The organism is Kangiella sp., from assembly GCF_048265365.1.
In the GTDB taxonomy this organism is placed as follows: Bacteria; Pseudomonadota; Gammaproteobacteria; order Enterobacterales; family Kangiellaceae; genus Kangiella.
Genome location: NZ_JBLXBT010000001.1, coordinates 1644322 through 1661450, shown reverse-complemented (window position 1 = coordinate 1661450; position 17129 = coordinate 1644322). Strand labels below are relative to the sequence as shown.

The window sequence follows — 17129 nt, the reverse complement described above, 5'->3', positions numbered from 1 at the left end:
ATCCCCATTGTTAATTTGTTAGAATCTATTGAGTGGCATAACCTTACCACAAGTATAAAAAGCTTGGCTAGACTACCCAAAATCATCGTCTAAGTCACTATATTCTAAAGGCAACTGCACAAAGTTAGTCGACTCTGAAGCCTGAAATCGAACACCAATCCCCAATAATCGCACCGACTTTTCACGCCGATAAAAGCCCTCTTCCATCAGCTCATAGAATAAATCATCATTAATTCCGAAGCTGGTACGCTCCACGGTAGTCGCAGTGAAATCACTGAACTTAAGCTTGGCAAACAGCTTGTTGACCGGGGCGCCGACACCCGAGCGAGCCACTCGGCGCTTTAAGGTTTGTAATAGATAAGGCAATTCTTCAAGGCATTCTTCAAGCGTTACCAGGTCCTTATCATAAGTATTTTCAACGCTTAACGACTTTCTTGGATAATGAGTAATCACCTTTCGATTGTCGATCCCCCGCGCCAGCTCATACAGACGCTGACCAAAACTGCCAAAGGTTTTGCTCAGAGTCAGCAAATCGATTTCTCTAAGTTCCTTGCAGGTATCAATGCCCATGCGCTGGAACTTTTCAGCAGTTTTCTTACCAACCCCATGAATTTTATTGACCGGCAACCGCTCAACAAACCCCTCAACCTCATCAGGGGTTAACACAAATTGACCATTGGGCTTATTCCAGTCTGAGGCAATTTTGGCCAAAAATTTATTAGGAGCAACACCGGCAGATGCTGTCAGTTGAAGTTTCTCAAAGATTTGATAGCGAATGGCTTGGGCAATATAAGTGGCGCTACCTTTGTATTCTGTACAGTCAGTAACGTCCAGATAGGCTTCGTCCAGCGACAGAGGCTCAATCAAATCCGTGTATTGCGCAAAGATGCCTCGAATGACTTTTGAGTCATGCCGATACTTATCAAAATTGGGAGGTACGATAATCAGGCCAGGACAAAGACGCTTGGCATAAGCCGATGGCATTGCTGAACGAACGCCATAGGAACGAGCTTCATAATTACAGGTCGCGATAACCCCCCGTTTGTCCGGCGAGCCGCCAACTGCAATAGGCTGATTCTTCAGAGAAGGATCGTCCCGCATCTCAATGGCTGCGTAATAGCAATCCATATCAACATGGATGATTTTACGAATGGGCAGTGTATCGGATATGGGTTCAGGCATACCCTATTATATTCTGACAAAATCTCATTGTCTTTTAATCACAGACTTTTAATGGGTCATAGCTTGCAGAAAACCACATCAAAGGAATGCCCGGCGCACTTGTCTGTTACTTTGAATCCGCAACAATCTCCAAGTTCCGACATTCACCCAATGTTGGTTTATATCGTGAAGGGTCATGGTCATCGAAAAGATCAATTGTTGTAACCGACTCTGGCAACACAATGAATGGAACAGCCTTGTTCATACTCTGGCTAAAAGCACCACAAAGTCTAATTTGATCCTCTGATGCGTTATTGATCAGAAATCTAACACCGCTACGTTCAAGCTTATCATTACTAGTTTGCACATATTCACTATATGTCATGCCGGGGTTTACATCTAACCAACGCGAATGTGGTAACCATACCAACTCTTCAATAATTAACGTATTCGTTCTGTTACCAAGCTCTGTTTGAACCGCCAACCGATCCTCTGTCATATCCCTTACTGTTCGTTCGGTAAAATCAAAAGTATTGATATTGTAAAGATGGCAAAGCGTTCGGTATTCAAGGTTTCCGCTTGAACTATAAGGGATGTCTAGTTTAAAGCTCGACTCACCCACCAAAACGAACGTTAATGAACTTTCTCCATCATTGTAAGCTAGTCCACAGAGTGCAACTTCATCTTCGCGCTTAAATTGAATCCTGTACTCCAAGCCAACTTGATGGCCTTGGATATACTGTTCCTCAGTAGAGATTTCGAAAGCATCTTTGGACTTAGCAAAAGAGCTGGTAGAAAAGAATACGCCCATAATCAACGCAGCAAAAATCGATACTTTATAACTCATTATTTTTCCTCATCATTTACTCAATAACACTGAGCTGAATAGAGTGCCCCTAACCATTGAAACTCACTTTTATTAAAGCTCCACCCAAGTTACTAACATCAATATCAATATCACCACGATAGGCATCAACAATTTCTTTAACCACCGACATACCAATGCCCTGCCCATCAACGGATTCGTCCAATCGCTTACCACGCGACAATACTGAGAGCCGAACATTTTCAGCAATGCCAGGCCCGTCATCTTCAATAAAGATAGTAGTTTTCAAGCCATTTTGGCTAGCACTGACTTTGACCTGCTGTTTCGCCCATTTACAGGCATTGTCCAACAGATTGCCGCAAACCTCATAAAGATCACCTTCATTAAGCAATACTTGTACTGATTCAGGGATATCAACGCTAATTTGAAGAGCCTTATGCGAATAGACTTTTTCCAGACCTTGCACTAATTTAGAAATCGCCGGTTTCAATGCAATGGATTTCATCATAACCTGCGGGCCGCTTGTCGCACGCTGCAACTGATAGCCGACAATCTGATTCATTCGCTGCAACTGTTCGCCACAGACTCTTTCTAAATCTTTTTTGTCAGCATCATTTTGCAATGCCGCCTGCATAACCGCTAATGGCGTTTTCAAGCTGTGCGCAAGGTTACCTAGCGTTTCTTTGTAACGCTTACTTTGGTGACGCTCATTGCTGATAAAGCGGTTAATGTTATAGGTCAATAAGCGTATTTCTTGAGGATACTGGTCGGAGAGTTTATCCAGCACACCCTGCTCAACTTTTTGCAACTCCTTAACAGCTTGCCGGATTGGCTTTAAAGTCCAGCGCAACACCACAAATAAAATTAAGATAAGAGAAGCTGCTAAGCCCGCGAGCCACATCCATAGAGTATTTCGATAGGCCTCAATGACCTGATTAAAGGGCCGCTTATTCTCAAGAACCACAAAATGATAGAGCGATATTTCACCTGATTCTGATTCCCACTCTGCAATGTAATGGAACTGAAAAAAGGTTTCTTCACCCAGCGTGACAGATCGGAGAGTTTCTTCGCCAGGCATACTTAACGGAAGAGAAATTTTTCCCTGCTCAATATCATAAGTGGCCGAAAGCGATTGCCAGATGAGGCTTTCTGTTTCGTCATAAACAAGCGCCGAAATACCACTACCATATTGGTTAAATCGTTTATCGGAGGGGATTTCTTCAGGCAAATAGAGTTCGCCTGGCTCTAACTGATCAGCTACCGACAATAAGCTGTAAAACTGCGCATAAAGTCGCTCAAAGGTTGCCTGTCGTATACCTGTCTTATAGGTATTGAGTAAAATGAAACTCATTGCAGCAATAAAAAATACCAGCACAATACTGGTATTTAATAAAATTCGCTTTTGAAGGGAATAAGAAGCTTTGCGATTCACAGATCTGCTCTTAGTCTGTAACCTCGCCCACGCAAGGTATCAATAGGTTTAATGGTACCGTCAGGATCTATTTTTTTACGCAGACGACCCACGAAAACTTCAAGCACATTAGAGTCACGATCATAATCCTGCGCATACAGATGCTCGGTAAGTTCCGTTTTTGAAACCACTTTATCCGGGTTAAGCATCAGGTATTCCAGAACCTTATACTCATACGCGGTTAAATCCATCACCTCGCCATTAACCTTAACTTCCTGCTTAAGGCTGTTCAGGCTAATAGGCCCTTTAACAATTTCTGGCTTGGCATAACCAGAAGCTCGGCGCAGCAAAGCATTGATACGAGCTAATAACTCTTCGGTTTGAAATGGCTTGACCAAATAGTCATCCGCGCCTGCAGCCAAACCATCAACCTTATCCTGCCAGTGGCCACGAGCTGTTAAAATCAGTACCGGAAACTCTACATTTTCTTCGCGTAAAGTAGCAATCACGTCCATCCCCGAGATATCAGGCAAGCCCAGGTCAAAAATCCCCAAGTCAAACTCATACTCGCGCGCCAGGTAAAGCGCCTCTTCACCATTTGGAGCTTCTTCTACTACGTAATTTTGTGCTTTTAATGCGCTAACCAATTGTTCACGCAATGCATCATCATCTTCGACTAATAAAAGTTTCATACGTCTATCTACACCCCACTCCTTACTGACCTTCCACTATGGACGTTCTATTCTTTATTAACGGGTAACCCGTCCGTTACATGCATTAACTAAAACATAGCTGACGCGTCCTGATGAACTTAATACTTTCACTCGATAAACTGGCGGTCTGCGATTCATATTCAATGAAGCAGACAACACTCTACCATCAGTGTGTTGCGCGGCTGCGCTCATTGCTGCGCTTTTGCCAATCGGCACGCAAGCCTGCTCTTTGCTCTCAACTTTTGTATCAAGACGAACGCCAGCAGCTTCCGCTGTACCAAGCAAAAGTGCTGACATTGTCAAAAAGACGAACAATATATATTTCATAATAACCTTTATTTAATGCTATGAAATTTAATGTCTATAACCACGGCCAGGTCTGACGTTGACTTCAACATCAATCCAGCGCCCAGGATCATAGTCCATAAAAGTGGTGTAACGTTGGCCTTTATATTTATAGGTGACATTATATCCAATAATAGCGGCATGACCATATCGGCTTTCTGTGACCTCGCAATGCTGGCGAGTATTACGCCCGCTACCTGCCACAGACTGACCAATGGCAGAGCCTACCACAGCACCAGCAACTGAACCAAGACGCTTTTCGCCGCGATCCCCGCCAAGGTTATAGCCTACAACACTGCCCACAACCGCACCTACAATGGAGCCTTTACGGCGATCACGATCAGAACTGACTGGGTAACAGCGCTCTCTTGGGTAGCGGCTTTCGCTATAGCCCGAAATAGGCTCGACATGCACCACTTTAGCGCGTGCGTAACGAGTATTCTCGGAGTGAGAGTAGTTGTAGTGAGACGAGTCATATCGAGAATGTTCGTAGCGACGATCGTCATGACCGGCTTGAGCAGTGCTAACTAAACTCAAGGCAGTTATAATTGATGTAATTAATAATGAGCTTTTCATACACAATACCTCATATTGTGGACGGGAGCCTGCTAAGCAGGTCCCGTAGATTTAAGGTAAGTGTATAAAAATCAAGCTGAATGCTTTCTGAACCTGATAAGAAGAATGGATGTTTTATCGTTTTCCGGCGAACATATTTTGTAATGCTAGCAATATGACCGCTCCAAGAGTGGCTGTCAGTAAGGTTTTGATATTAAAGCCTGATATTTCTCCAAACCCCATCATACTTCCGACATAACCGCCGATAATCGCACCAATAATACCAATCACTATGGTTAATAGGATACCTGCGCCTCTAGCGCCCGGAACAATGGCTCGAGCTAAAAGACCAGCGATTAAACCAACGACAATCCAAGTTAAAATTCCCATATCGATAAACTCCTTCGTTTTGTCAATAATTTGACATGAGTATTCAGGTCAATCCCAAATAATCATTTCCTGCTTTTTGTAGTGCTTTTCAATGATAGCTTGATAGTGCTTTTCCACTTGCTGACGACGAATTTTCAAGGTGGGTGTAATCAATCCATTGTCAGTTGTCCAAGCCTCATCTACTAATATGAGCTTAGTTAAACGCTCATGCTTTTCAAGCTGATTGTTCAGCTTTTGTATAGTCTGTTCCGTTTCCTGGGTAAAAGCTACACGATCTTTAATTGTTTTGTTATGAATCGAAGCAATCGCAACGGGAGAAGGTAAACCATCGCCTACAACACACAAGTGCTCAACGCCAAGCTCTGGTTCAAGCTTTGCTTCAATAGGAGCTGGCGACACATATTTTCCCTTAGAGGTTTTGAAGATATCTTTAACGCGGCCGGTAATAAATAAGAAGCCATCCTCATCAATGGTACCGATATCGCCAGTATGAAAATACCCCTCTTCATCGATGACCTCAGAGGTTTTGATCGGCTCTTTATAATAGCCTTGCATCATACATGGGCTTTTAAGAAGTATCTCGCCGCTGTCAGCAAGTTTAGCTTCAGCAGTCGGCATGCAAACGCCCACCGAGCCTTTTTTACGAAGTTCCGGTTTGCTGGCGTGTGAGAAAGCCATGGTTTCAGTGAGCCCGTAAGCCTCGCAAATTTCTAGTCCTAAGCTATCAAAAAAATCCATGGTCGCTCTGGGCAATGCGGCAGCACCGGATAAAACTATTTTTGTCTTATCCAGTCCAAGGCCTTCTAATACTTTGCGTCTGATAATGTTTTTAATAATGGGAAGTTTAAGCAGTAACCACAACTTCCTTTTACCAACTTTCTCTTCGATACCCTGCTGGAACTTCAGCCAAATTCGAGGCACGCCAAAGAATATGGTTGGGCGAACTGACACAATGTTTTCCTGAAAGCGATCCAGGGATTCAGTGAATGAAATAACACTGCCGGTATGGATGCTGATAATTTCGGTAAGTTCCCGTTCCGCGCAATGGGCCAATGGCAAATAGGAAAATGCACGCTCCTGCCCTATATCCACAAATTGAGCAGCTGCAGCAGCACCATTCGATAAAGCTCGATAATCGATCATAACGCCTTTGGGAATACCCGTTGTACCCGAGGTATAAACGATGGTAGCTAGTTCATCAAGACTTGGAATCGGTGATTCAGCCATGGGTTCAGTTTCTGCAATAACCTCATCCCACTCTTTAAGGCCAGGATGGGTTTGGTAAAAGCCAATTTTAGGTAGGTCATTGGCAACCGCTTCATTTTTAGCTGCCCAATCAGGGAGTTTGCCCACAAACAGCAATTTTGATTCGCTGTGCTCTAAAATAGTGGTGATGGTTTCCTTTCCTGCTGTGGGATAAATTGGAACTGAGACGTGTCCTGCCATCATTATGGCAAGGTCAGCCATAATCCAATGCGAACAATTCAGAGACAGTATGGCAACCTTACTTTTAGGAGGAAGCGTGGTTTTAAGGTGCTGGGCCATCTTTCGAACCTGCTGCCCCACCTCATGCCAGCTATATTCCTTCCAGTCATTACCAAAGGGTTGTCGCAAAAAGGCATTGTCCGCCGCGGATGTTTCCCAATGATAAAAGGCCTTTAGTGTTGGTTCCAAGTTTGACTGACTCATATAGTGTTCTCTTATTAAAAAGTATAGGACATAAAGTAGTGTGGACCGATCCCTTCAATCTCAAACTCTTCACCCTTTATATCAAAATTCAGCTTACTGTAAAATGGTGCAGCGGTAGTTCTTGCATTACACCACAAGACCCGAGCACCCTTTTCATTGCATATCCGTAGCCCTTCTTTAAGTAACTCAGCGCCATAGCCCTTCCCTTGCGATTCAGGATCAGTCGCCATACCTCGAAGACGCCATGTACAGTCTCTGTCCAGTTCAGAATCTGTGTCTTGCTTAGAGTGAGACTCTGGATAAAAAGATGCAATAGAAACTACTCTACCATCAATAAACGCGGCTAAATGAAAACACCCCTCCATATTGTCTTCTTCGTAATAACAGGTTTCGACAGGCTGGCCGGCTCTTAAAACAGAGTGGCGAAGAGGAATGATATTCGCCTGGGGCACTGATCTAATGATTAGCATTGTTTGGGTTCTTAATAATCAGTTTATTTTAAAGCTCTTACTTTTATATCATTACTGTTTGATAACTTATAGTAAAAAAATCCAGAGATAAGGTTGCTCAGTCATAAAAAAAGCCACTCGAGTGAGTGGCTTTTGATAAAACATCGAAGACCTGATTATTGGTCGTCTTCAATTTCTTCTTCAACTTTCTCTTCAGCTTCTTCAAGCTCTTCTTCTGCTGAATGCATCATTTCTTCAGCTTCTGCCTCAGCATCGTCAACCATCTGATCTGCTTCAGCCTTAGCTTCATCTACCATCTCTTCGGCTTCTGCTTTGGTTTCTTCGTAATTCTCTTCAGCGGCTTCTGTTAACGAAGTTACTGTTTCTTCGGTAGTCTCAGCAGTATCTTCGGCTACTTTTTCAGTCGCTTCAACAGCATCAGCTGTAGCTTCTTTAACTGTCTCAACGGCTTCTTGAGCCTCCTCTTTAGCAGACTCTTTTTTGTCATCGCTGCAAGCAACCACTAGTGTTGAAGCCAAAAGTGCAATAGCTAAACGTTTCATTTCCTACTCCTCCTCGGATTATTTACTTATAAGTAAAGTTACAAAATAATTTTGATAACCTTTTATACACTTGAGCAACAAACATACAGTATTTGATGCCCAAGCGCTAAATAATACAACAAGTTAGATTACTTTTTCCCCAGGAAAAGCCACGTTTCGAGAACTGTGTCAGGATTTAATGACACGCTGTCGATGCCCTGCTCCATTAACCACTTAGCTAAATCTGGGTGGTCAGATGGGCCTTGCCCGCAAATGCCGATGTATTTATTGGCTTTTTTACAGGCCTTGATGGCATTGGCCAACAACACCTTAACGGTTGGATCTCGCTCATCAAACAGATGCGAAATAATGCCAGAGTCGCGGTCCAGACCTAATGAAAGCTGAGTCAAGTCGTTTGAACCCACTGAGAAGCCATCAAAATGCTTCAAGAATTCCTGAGCCAAAATAGCATTCGATGGCAGCTCACACATCATAATAACGCGTAGACCATTATCACCACGACGCAACCCATTCTCAGCCAGTAATTCGATCACTTTTTCCGCTTCGCCCAAAGTACGCACAAACGGAATCATCACTTCGACATTATTGAAGCCCATCTTGTTACGAACGCGTTTAATCGCTTCGCACTCGAGTTCAAAGCAATCACGGAACTCTTCAGAGATATAACGAGATGCACCACGGAAGCCCAACATTGGGTTTTCTTCATGCGGCTCATATAGATGACCACCGATTAAGTTCGCGTATTCGTTCGACTTAAAGTCAGACATACGAACAATGACTTTTTCCGGTGCAAAAGCACAGGCAATGGTCGAAATACCTTCCACTAATTTGCTGATGTAAAATTCTTTAGGATTCGGATAGCCAGCCATTTGCATCGCAATAGTCTTTTTCAGGCTTTCATCTTCCAGCTTGTCATAATCTAGTAAAGCTTTGGGATGCACACCGATCATGCGGTTGATAATGAACTCAAGACGCGCCAAACCAACGCCAGCATGAGGCAGGTGAGCAAAATCAAAAGCGCGATCCGGGTTGCCCACATTCATCATAATCTTGAATGGTAGCTCAGGCATATCATCGACAGAGTCTTTGCTGACTTCAAAATCAAGCAGGCCTGAGTAAATCATACCGGTATCACCTTCCGCACATGACACAGTCACTTCCACGCCATCTTTGATGCGGTCAGTTGCATCACCACAACCCACAACCGCCGGAATACCAAGTTCACGTGCAATAATAGCAGCGTGACAAGTACGGCCACCACGATTTGTAACGATAGCAGCAGCACGTTTCATCACTGGCTCCCAATCCGGGTCAGTCATGTCCGTAACCAGAACATCACCAGGTTTTACGCTCGCCATTTGATCAATGGAGCTGATAACACGCGCCTTACCTTTGCCGATTTTCTGGCCAATCGCACGACCTGTTGCGACCACATCAGAAGTGCTTTTCAGTCTATAGCGCTCAATGATGTTCTTATCAGAACGACTCTTAACTGTTTCAGGACGTGCCTGAACGATATAAATCTTGCCGTCTGCACCATCTTTAGCCCACTCAATATCCATTGGACGCTTATAGTGCTCTTCGATGATCATGGCCTGCTTAGCAAGCTCCTGAACCTCTGCATTATTAATACAGAACTGCATACGTTCTTGCACATCAACGTCTACTGTTTCAACGGTTTTACCGTGATCAGTATCGTTGGTGTAAATCATTTTGATAGCCTTGCCACCCAGGGTTTTACGCACGATGGACTGGCGGCCTTCAGCTAATGCCTGCTTGTAAACATAGAATTCGTCTGGATTTACTGCGCCTTGAACCACTGTTTCGCCAAGACCGTAAGCACCGGTAATAAACACCACATCATTGAAGCCTGACTCTGTGTCCATGGTGAACATCACGCCACTGGCAGCAATATCACTACGAACCATCTTTTGTACACCCGCAGAAAGCGCGACTAAAGAATGCTCAAAACCTTGGTGTACACGATAGGCAATCGCGCGGTCATTAAATAATGATGCAAACACTTCTTTAAGCGCTTTCATCACATTATCTAAACCACGAACATTAAGGAAAGTTTCTTGCTGGCCAGCAAATGATGCATCGGGCAAGTCTTCAGCAGTCGCAGAAGAACGGACGGCAACGGCAAAATCATCATTGGCATCGCCTTTCAATTTGGCATAAGCCTCATTAATTGCCTGCTCCATTTCTGGAATAAACGGAGTTTCCATCACCCAACCACGTATTTTGGCACCAACTTCGGCTAATTTTGTAACGTCATCAACATCCAGGCTTGATAACTCTTCGTTGATGCGCTTATTCAGACCGCTTTGCTCCAGGAAAGCGCGGAAAGCATCGGCTGTAGTCGCAAAGCCATTTGGAACGCTAACGCCCATATTGCTAAGGTTGCTGATCATTTCCCCAAGTGATGCGTTTTTACCGCCAACGCGCTCAACGTCACCCATCCCAAGTTGGTCATACCAAAGTACGTAATTATCCAAGGTTCTAATCTCCAGTTTATAAATTTGGAATTACCGCAAACCGCTCATTTTTGGCTGATTATCTTGCCGATAGTGAGCGTAAATGCTTAAATTCACGAACAAAGTGGTCTTTGTGGCCGCTATTTTACTGATAAATGAGCAAATATGAAACGCACAGTCTTTTTTATTTCCGACAGAACCGGTATTACCTCCGAAGTGCTCGGTCAATCGCTAACATCTCAGTTCGAAGATGATGTCGAATTCACCTATCACACCATCCCTTTTGTTGATGATGTGGACAAAGCCAATGCCGCCGTTTCGAGGATTAATCAGACCGCCATTCGCGATGGTCATAAGCCAATTGTCTTTGAAACCATTGTTAAACCGGAGATTCGTACCATCATCACCTCCGCCAATGCCCTGTTAGTGGATTTTTTCCATACCTATATTGGTCCCTTAGAAAAAGAACTGGGTGTACACAGCTCATTCCGTGTTGGTAAATCTCACTCAACCGATGACAGAAAAGCTTACGATACCCGGATGAGCGCAGTAAATTTTGCGCTGAATAATGATGATGGTGCTTCAACCAAGCATTACAACCAGGCCGATATCATTCTGGTGGGGCCGTCGCGCTGCGGTAAAACCCCAACTTCACTTTATATGGCAATGCAGTTTGGTATTTTCGCAGCCAACTACCCATTCACTGAAGAAGATCTGCCGAACATCAAATTAAAACAGGGTCTAGCGCAGAATAAGCACAAGCTATATGGATTGACCATTGACCCAATGCAGCTGCATGAAATCCGTAATAAACGCCGCCCCAACAGCAAATATTCGGCGCTTAATCAATGTATGTTGGAAATTCGAGAGGTAGAATCACTTTATCGACGAGAAAACATTCCTTTTATCGACACCACATCCCGCTCAGTTGAAGAACTCGCCGTGAAGATTATGGCTGACAAGGAAATTCAGAGAAAAATCTTTTAAAACAGAGTGGTTTTTAACTCAACTAACATAGCGCGTTATGAACAAGCTCTAAGAAGCCCCATAAATTTAAAGCAAATGTCTGATTTTTTTCTATGAGGAGATTAAGAGCAGATCCTGACTTTCGTCAGGATGACAGCTAACTGTAGCTCTGATATCTACAAAGTTATACACTTTGAGCAACCAACAAAAAGGGTTATTGATTACCGTCCTACGAAGAGCTCGATTCTATCAACAACCCATTTCCCGAAAGTATGTCATCCTGACGAAAGTCAGGATCTGCTCTTAGTATTTTTCACAAAATAAAATACATATACCGACAAAAATTCGTGTAACAACCTTAGGGTTAGCCTAACGTAACCGGCTCTATTAGCAGGGCCATTCTTTGCCCCATGGGAACCTTGTTATTGGGGAAAACAATGGCCTCACCATCAGACTCGACCACATAAGGCTCTTTTGGATCAGACAACAACTCAAAGCCTTGCTCAAACTCGGTGAAATTAGCTAGGTCATCCTCAACATTAAGATGCGACTCGTCAGAAACTCGCAGCAGCTCTTTTTTGACAGCAAAGAGATTTAACTCATCAGTAGAACGGTCATTATTGAAGTGATAGTTGCCTGCGACCAGTTTGCGCAATTGGTTTTCAGATTGCTTAAAATCATCGCGATTGTTTTCGCCAAAAGGTTTCACCTTGCCAAGCTCCACCGTAAAAGCATCTGCTTTAAAATGATGGCTGGTATGGTAAGAAAAAGTTGAGCTGGGTTTGTGGTAAAGCAACACAGTATCCACGCCACAGTCCTGCATAAAAGCTAACTGTTCCGCTTTATGTTCGCGACCATCAAGATAAGGATAAATCGCAAAGCGTTGATGTTTTGACGCACGAATTGCTGTGTGCAGGTCATAATGATAACGACGAGCATCGGCAGGTGACTTATCAAAAAACGCTTTAACTGCAGGTTCTAAGCGCTGTGCGCGTAAAGCTTCATAGCAGTTGGCATCCGCTTCAAGATAAGCCTTCCAATGATGGTTGAACATCCGGTTCAGATTAAACTCCAGAAAGCGCTCTTGTTGCATCATGGCTTTCGGGTTGCCAAGCAATATCAAAAGATTAACTTTTAAGGACTGAGCACCCACAAGAATATCGCGCACCATATCGCTGATAATTTCTATCGGCGCTGTTTCATTGCCATGCACACCGCAAGATAAACAAACGTACTGATTGCTGCTTTGCTTTGGAATAAACTCAATAATCCCTGCATCATGAAATACAGCCGTTGCTTGCTCAAGCTCCAGCGAAAAGCTGTCATGTTGTTCTGGGTTTTGACGAACGAAGTCAATGAAGTTGAAGGTATTAAACTCTTGTGACGTTAGCATAATTCTCTATGGTGTTAGTTCAGTTATTTGGTAACAGCTATTTGGACGCAGCTTCATCAAAAGGAGGAACCAACAATTGTGGATCCAAGCGATGATTTAGCCAATTCAGACGCCAGTCAAGATGTGGGCCGGTTGCACGGCCCGTAGCACCAATTCGACCAATGAAATCGCCCTGCTTTACCGGTTCACCGACTTCAACATCGACACTGCTCAAATGTAAGAACGTCGAGTTCACCCCAAAGCCGTGATCAATGATGATAGTTCCGCCTGAAAAAAACAAATCAGGATGTGCTAACCGAACAACACCATCAGCAGGGGCAACCACTTCAGTCCCCGTGGGAGCTGCAACGTCAACACCAAAGTGCGGGCGTTTTGGATCGCCATTCAAAACCCGTTGGCTGCCATAAAAGCCGCTCAAGCGCCCTTTTGCTGGCCAGATAAAATCCTGCATGAAATATTTAAAGTCTGTAACTTCTGCACGAGCTTTGGCAACCAAGGCGGTCTCACGCTTAATACGCTCTAAGACTTCCGGCTTTTTAGGCGTTACTTTCGATGGTGGTAAGCCATCAATACGTTCAATGTTATATTGGCGCTTGCTAATGGTGATAGGCTGGGTTTCAGTTTGTTCGTCTTTTGACACGATCAAGGTAGCGCTGTCTGGCATGTCACGATGAAAACCAAACACAAAATAACCATCGTCAGAAACCTTGATTGCCTGACCTTCAAATTTTACCTCGGCACCCGGTACCGCCTGGCCAATCACCAAACCGCCCTGAGTGAAATCACCCTTAAGTGACAGTATTAAAGGCTCTTTAGCGCTTACTTGTGAAGCGCTTACAACAGACACTAACAATAAAACCAATACCACAAATCTTTTCATTCGATTTACCTATTCAGAATCGTTCTTGCTTTCAATTTTGGCGGTAGCCGCTACTTCTATAGAGTGCTCATGATCTTCATGGTTCAACTCGACCTGCTCAATCTTCTCAAAACGACTGCTGATCTTATCAGCGGAGATAGTCACTTTCTTAACATCATCAGACACATTATTAATATGACGCGCCAAATCACTCATGCGCGTTCTGAAGCGACCAAAGTCTTTCGACAGCATCCCTAAATGTTCCTGAATGATATGAACCTGTTTGCGCGTCGCTTCGTCTTTCAGCACTGCGCTGGCTGTGGTTAGCAATGCCATCATGGTGGTCGGCGACACCATCCACACTTTTTGTTGCTGAGCAAACTCAACTAGATCAGGGTGATGCGCATGGATCTCAGCAAAGACCGCCTCAGCAGGAATAAACATGACAGCACCGACAGCGGTTTCCTGGTCGATAATGTATTTACTGGCGATATCATTAATATGCTTTTTAATGTCTTTAAGAAAAGCTTTATGCGCCTGGTCACGCTCAGGCGATGAGCGCTCGACATCAACCATCTTCTGATAATTTTCCAGAGGGAATTTCGCATCAACGCCAATCACACCCGTTGGTTCTGGCAGGAACAAAGCACAATCAACAATTTTGCCATTACTAAAAGTATGCTGGAATTTATAATGGCTGGTTGGCATAACATTCGAAACCAAAGACTCCAGCTGCACTTCACCAAAAGCACCACGTGAACGTTTATCAGAGAGAATTTCCTGCAAGCTAACCACGTTACTGGATAGCTCAGTAATCTTTTTCTGCGCATCATCAATTAATGCAAGACGCTTTAATACATCCTGGAAGGTCTGAGTGGTTTTCTCGAAGCCATCTGCCAAACGCTTCTCAACCTGACCACTGATTTCCTTAAGACGCTCATCAGTAGTTTTCGTCAAGCCCGACATGTTTTTCTCAAAGTTTTCGGCTTGTGTTTTGAGATTAAGAGTAATCTCTTCTCGAACATCTTTCATGCCGCGGCGAAATTGCTCTTGCAACATCGCCAGAGCTTCTTTTTGATTCAGCTCAATCTGATCCTTCAACTGTAGAATATTTTTCTGCAAGGTTTCCTTAAACTGATACAACTCTTTTTGCTGGCTAACGGTATTGTCGTTAACTTTCTGTCCAAGATTGTCACTGAACTTATTAAAACCACCCTGCACCAGGCTCTGGAATTGCTGAAACGACTCGGAAAGTTTGACTTGGTTTCCTGCCAGCTTTTCCACCATGCTTTCGGAAGCACGCTGATTCTGTTCAACCAGACGATTAAAATCGTTTTTAGTCTGCTCAAACGCATGGTTCTGGCGCGAGTCCATATTTTTTAATAAATCACGCGACACCGACATATCATCAAGCAGTTGCTTAAACGTGTTTTTTTGTCGAATCATCGCGGCCATAAAGGCAATTGCCAAAATGACAATAATGACCAGCAGAATGATTTCAATCGGATACTTGTTCCAAAGAGTTTCTAATGACATGAATGCTTAGCTTTTTTTAGTGATAAATCAGACTTCCCAATGAGGTCTTATTATACACACAAGGCCAAGCATCAAAAGCGGGATTTATAAGCAGTTGAGTTCGCTTTAGGCTGGCGGTAACTGTAGCCAAATCCAGCAAAGCCTGCCTTTTAGGTGAAGCTAATTATTTTTGGCTTATTCAAATGGATAGGATTACTGAAAGACTTACACTCCTTGCCCTTCGGGCCGTCGTCGGCTACACCTCCAACATTCAAAGCACTGCGTGCTTTGTCGAACTCCTTCGGAGGTTCTCATCATTTCCTTTGCCACAACGAAAAAAGGCTTCCGGTTTAAGGGAAGCCTTTCGAATAATGGCGCGCGTGGAAGGATTCGAACCTCCGACCGCCTGGTTCGTAGCCAGGTACTCTATCCAGCTGAGCTACACGCGCATCTCGTTGTCGGGCGGTATTATGCCACCAGACGATGATATGTCAACGGCCTTTTGTAAATTTTTCCTGAATATTTCAGTTTTTAACTTAACGGCCTGTTTTATAAACAGTTTTTGGTGAAAAACAATACAAAACGCTTAGAAATCAATCAGCGCCTAAATCTTACCTTTTTCTTAGCGTAACGGAAAGCCCATCTTCAATCTCTTCGCTGGGGTTATAAATCAAGACTTCACCTTCGTTAACTCCACTCAAGACTTCGGCTTCAAGTCCATTAATCGCCCCTATCTCCAAAGTACGTTTTGTGGCAACCCCATTCTCAATGGCAAACGCAACCCACTGCTTGCCTTCTCTGACCATAGCAATAACAGGAACAATCAGGCTGTTCGGTTTGTCCGCCAGGATAATGTCCACATCCAACTGGTAACCATGGCCCAGCTTTTGCCATTGCTCGGGGGGGCTGGTGAAATCGATATAAATGTTCACTCTTTGTTCTTCAATTCCTAAAGCCGTAACCTTCTTATAAGCCATCGGCTCAACCTGCCGAACAATCCCTTCAAGGTCAGTCTCGCCACCCCAACCTTTCATACGTACTTTCTGTCCTTCAGATACGCGCACAGCTTCGGTCGATATCAGTTCGACTTTAACTTCCAAGTCTTTAGCATCACCAATATCCATAATCGGTTGGGCAGCATTGATCACGCCCGCACTTTCTCTATAACGCGTTAACACCACGCCCGTTGCAGGTGCAAAGACCTGGCTACAGTCACATTTTGGCAGGAATTCAACTAAAGAAGTATCAAGCATAGCCTGCACACGTTCCAACTCAGCCTGACGAAGTTGCAATGTTGCCTGAGTCGCTTGCAGCTCCTGCTGTAAGCTTTGGTATATTTTTTTAGCAGTATCATACTCACGCTCGGAGATAGCTTGATCCTTATACAAGTTCTTAGCTCTTTCCAGGTCGCTTTTAGCAAAGCTTAATTCGTTTTGTACCTGTCTGAGTTTCGCCTGCGTCATCTCCAAAGCGGATTGAGCCGCATGTAATTCTGCAACGGCCTGTTTCTCGCTTCGCGGATCGAGCGGCTGGGAACGCAATGGTTCTATTTCAGCAACAACGGTTTCATTGGCGACAACAGAATCACCCACTTCCAGCTCAATGCGACGCAAATAGCCTGTAATGGGTGCTGATACCTGATAAATATTCTTAACCTCAGTTTCACCGACCTCGGAAACCACCTCATAAAATTGCCCACGGGTAACTTTAACAGTTTCGACTTCTATCGCCCTTGGCCAAAAACCATAGGCCAGAAAAGCAACCAGAACCGCTGCCAACACAATCCATAACTTAAATCGTTTATTGATACCCATGAA

The 17129-nt window shown here is 44.0% G+C and carries 16 protein-coding genes and 1 tRNA gene; 1 reads left to right on the top strand and 16 read right to left on the bottom strand.

Going from position 1 to position 17129, the window contains the following annotated elements; translation table 11 throughout:
• Positions 1–72 precede the first annotated feature (72 nt).
• The 11 genes from dinB to ppsA form a co-directional block, all read right to left on the bottom strand.
• The gene (gene dinB / locus ACN0VI_RS07730; protein WP_417446333.1) at positions 73–1182 is read right to left on the bottom strand and encodes a DNA polymerase IV; all 1110 of its coding nucleotides are present in this window, start codon (positions 1180–1182) and stop codon (positions 73–75) included.
• A gap of 106 nt (positions 1183–1288) precedes the next feature.
• Positions 1289–2008 (bottom strand): hypothetical protein, encoded by a 720-nt coding sequence (locus ACN0VI_RS07725; protein WP_417446332.1) that lies wholly within the window; start codon positions 2006–2008, stop codon positions 1289–1291.
• A gap of 49 nt (positions 2009–2057) precedes the next feature.
• Positions 2058–3419, bottom strand: a complete 1362-nt coding sequence (locus tag ACN0VI_RS07720) for an ATP-binding protein (RefSeq protein ID WP_417446331.1) — start codon at positions 3417–3419, stop codon at positions 2058–2060.
• Positions 3416–4090 carry a response regulator transcription factor gene (locus ACN0VI_RS07715; RefSeq protein ID WP_331890426.1) on the bottom strand — a complete coding sequence of 225 codons (675 nt, stop codon included), beginning with the start codon at positions 4088–4090 and terminating at the stop codon, positions 3416–3418. Before ACN0VI_RS07715 ends, ACN0VI_RS07720 begins: the two co-directional genes overlap by 4 nt.
• A gap of 57 nt (positions 4091–4147) precedes the next feature.
• The gene (locus tag ACN0VI_RS07710) at positions 4148–4438 is read right to left on the bottom strand and encodes a PepSY domain-containing protein (protein ID WP_331890424.1); all 291 of its coding nucleotides are present in this window, start codon (positions 4436–4438) and stop codon (positions 4148–4150) included.
• A gap of 27 nt (positions 4439–4465) precedes the next feature.
• The gene (locus ACN0VI_RS07705; protein ID WP_331890422.1) at positions 4466–5032 is read right to left on the bottom strand and encodes a glycine zipper 2TM domain-containing protein; all 567 of its coding nucleotides are present in this window, start codon (positions 5030–5032) and stop codon (positions 4466–4468) included.
• Between the two features lie 114 nt (positions 5033–5146).
• On the bottom strand, positions 5147–5401 hold the full coding sequence (locus ACN0VI_RS07700; protein ID WP_331890420.1) for a GlsB/YeaQ/YmgE family stress response membrane protein: 255 nt from the start codon (positions 5399–5401) through the stop codon (positions 5147–5149).
• A 48-nt stretch (positions 5402–5449) separates the two neighbouring features.
• Positions 5450–7090 (bottom strand): AMP-binding protein, encoded by a 1641-nt coding sequence (locus ACN0VI_RS07695; RefSeq protein WP_417446330.1) that lies wholly within the window; start codon positions 7088–7090, stop codon positions 5450–5452.
• Between the two features lie 14 nt (positions 7091–7104).
• The gene (locus ACN0VI_RS07690) at positions 7105–7560 is read right to left on the bottom strand and encodes a GNAT family N-acetyltransferase (protein ID WP_331890416.1); all 456 of its coding nucleotides are present in this window, start codon (positions 7558–7560) and stop codon (positions 7105–7107) included.
• Between the two features lie 155 nt (positions 7561–7715).
• Positions 7716–8102, bottom strand: a complete 387-nt coding sequence (locus ACN0VI_RS07685; RefSeq protein WP_331890414.1) for a hypothetical protein — start codon at positions 8100–8102, stop codon at positions 7716–7718.
• Between the two features lie 128 nt (positions 8103–8230).
• Complete coding sequence (ppsA, locus tag ACN0VI_RS07680; RefSeq protein WP_417446329.1) at positions 8231–10600, bottom strand: phosphoenolpyruvate synthase; 2370 nt, start codon at positions 10598–10600, stop codon at positions 8231–8233.
• A 144-nt stretch (positions 10601–10744) separates the two neighbouring features.
• On the opposite strand from ppsA, the gene ACN0VI_RS07675 reads away from it, so the two are divergent.
• A complete protein-coding gene (locus ACN0VI_RS07675; protein ID WP_417446328.1) occupies positions 10745–11566 on the top strand; it encodes a pyruvate, water dikinase regulatory protein in 822 nt (273 codons plus the stop codon).
• Positions 11567–11909: 343 nt separating this feature from the next.
• On the opposite strand, the gene astE is transcribed toward ACN0VI_RS07675, so the two are convergent.
• The 5 genes from astE to ACN0VI_RS07650 form a co-directional block, all read right to left on the bottom strand.
• On the bottom strand, positions 11910–12938 hold the full coding sequence (gene astE, locus ACN0VI_RS07670) for a succinylglutamate desuccinylase (protein ID WP_417446327.1): 1029 nt from the start codon (positions 12936–12938) through the stop codon (positions 11910–11912).
• 37 nt (positions 12939–12975) lie between these two features.
• Positions 12976–13818 (bottom strand): M23 family metallopeptidase, encoded by an 843-nt coding sequence (locus tag ACN0VI_RS07665; protein WP_417446326.1) that lies wholly within the window; start codon positions 13816–13818, stop codon positions 12976–12978.
• Between the two features lie 9 nt (positions 13819–13827).
• A complete protein-coding gene (rmuC, locus tag ACN0VI_RS07660; RefSeq protein WP_331890404.1) occupies positions 13828–15333 on the bottom strand; it encodes a DNA recombination protein RmuC in 1506 nt (501 codons plus the stop codon).
• A 351-nt stretch (positions 15334–15684) separates the two neighbouring features.
• Positions 15685–15761, bottom strand: a tRNA-Arg gene (locus ACN0VI_RS07655).
• Positions 15762–15923: 162 nt separating this feature from the next.
• Positions 15924–17126 (bottom strand): efflux RND transporter periplasmic adaptor subunit, encoded by a 1203-nt coding sequence (locus ACN0VI_RS07650; RefSeq protein ID WP_417446325.1) that lies wholly within the window; start codon positions 17124–17126, stop codon positions 15924–15926.
• Positions 17127–17129: the final 3 nt, after the last annotated feature.

Coding starts and splice junctions, on each gene's coding strand:
- dinB (WP_417446333.1), bottom strand. CDS start 1,182: ATGCCTGAACCCATATCCGATACACTGCCCATTCGTAAAATCATCCAT.
- ACN0VI_RS07725 (WP_417446332.1), bottom strand. CDS start 2,008: ATGAGTTATAAAGTATCGATTTTTGCTGCGTTGATTATGGGCGTATTC.
- ACN0VI_RS07715 (WP_331890426.1), bottom strand. CDS start 4,090: ATGAAACTTTTATTAGTCGAAGATGATGATGCATTGCGTGAACAATTG.
- ACN0VI_RS07710 (WP_331890424.1), bottom strand. CDS start 4,438: ATGAAATATATATTGTTCGTCTTTTTGACAATGTCAGCACTTTTGCTT.
- ACN0VI_RS07705 (WP_331890422.1), bottom strand. CDS start 5,032: ATGAAAAGCTCATTATTAATTACATCAATTATAACTGCCTTGAGTTTA.
- ACN0VI_RS07700 (WP_331890420.1), bottom strand. CDS start 5,401: ATGGGAATTTTAACTTGGATTGTCGTTGGTTTAATCGCTGGTCTTTTA.
- ACN0VI_RS07695 (WP_417446330.1), bottom strand. CDS start 7,090: ATGAGTCAGTCAAACTTGGAACCAACACTAAAGGCCTTTTATCATTGG.
- ACN0VI_RS07690 (WP_331890416.1), bottom strand. CDS start 7,560: ATGCTAATCATTAGATCAGTGCCCCAGGCGAATATCATTCCTCTTCGC.
- ACN0VI_RS07685 (WP_331890414.1), bottom strand. CDS start 8,102: ATGAAACGTTTAGCTATTGCACTTTTGGCTTCAACACTAGTGGTTGCT.
- ACN0VI_RS07675 (WP_417446328.1), top strand. CDS start 10,745: ATGAAACGCACAGTCTTTTTTATTTCCGACAGAACCGGTATTACCTCC.
- astE (WP_417446327.1), bottom strand. CDS start 12,938: ATGCTAACGTCACAAGAGTTTAATACCTTCAACTTCATTGACTTCGTT.
- ACN0VI_RS07665 (WP_417446326.1), bottom strand. CDS start 13,818: ATGAAAAGATTTGTGGTATTGGTTTTATTGTTAGTGTCTGTTGTAAGC.
- rmuC (WP_331890404.1), bottom strand. CDS start 15,333: ATGTCATTAGAAACTCTTTGGAACAAGTATCCGATTGAAATCATTCTG.
- ACN0VI_RS07650 (WP_417446325.1), bottom strand. CDS start 17,126: ATGGGTATCAATAAACGATTTAAGTTATGGATTGTGTTGGCAGCGGTT.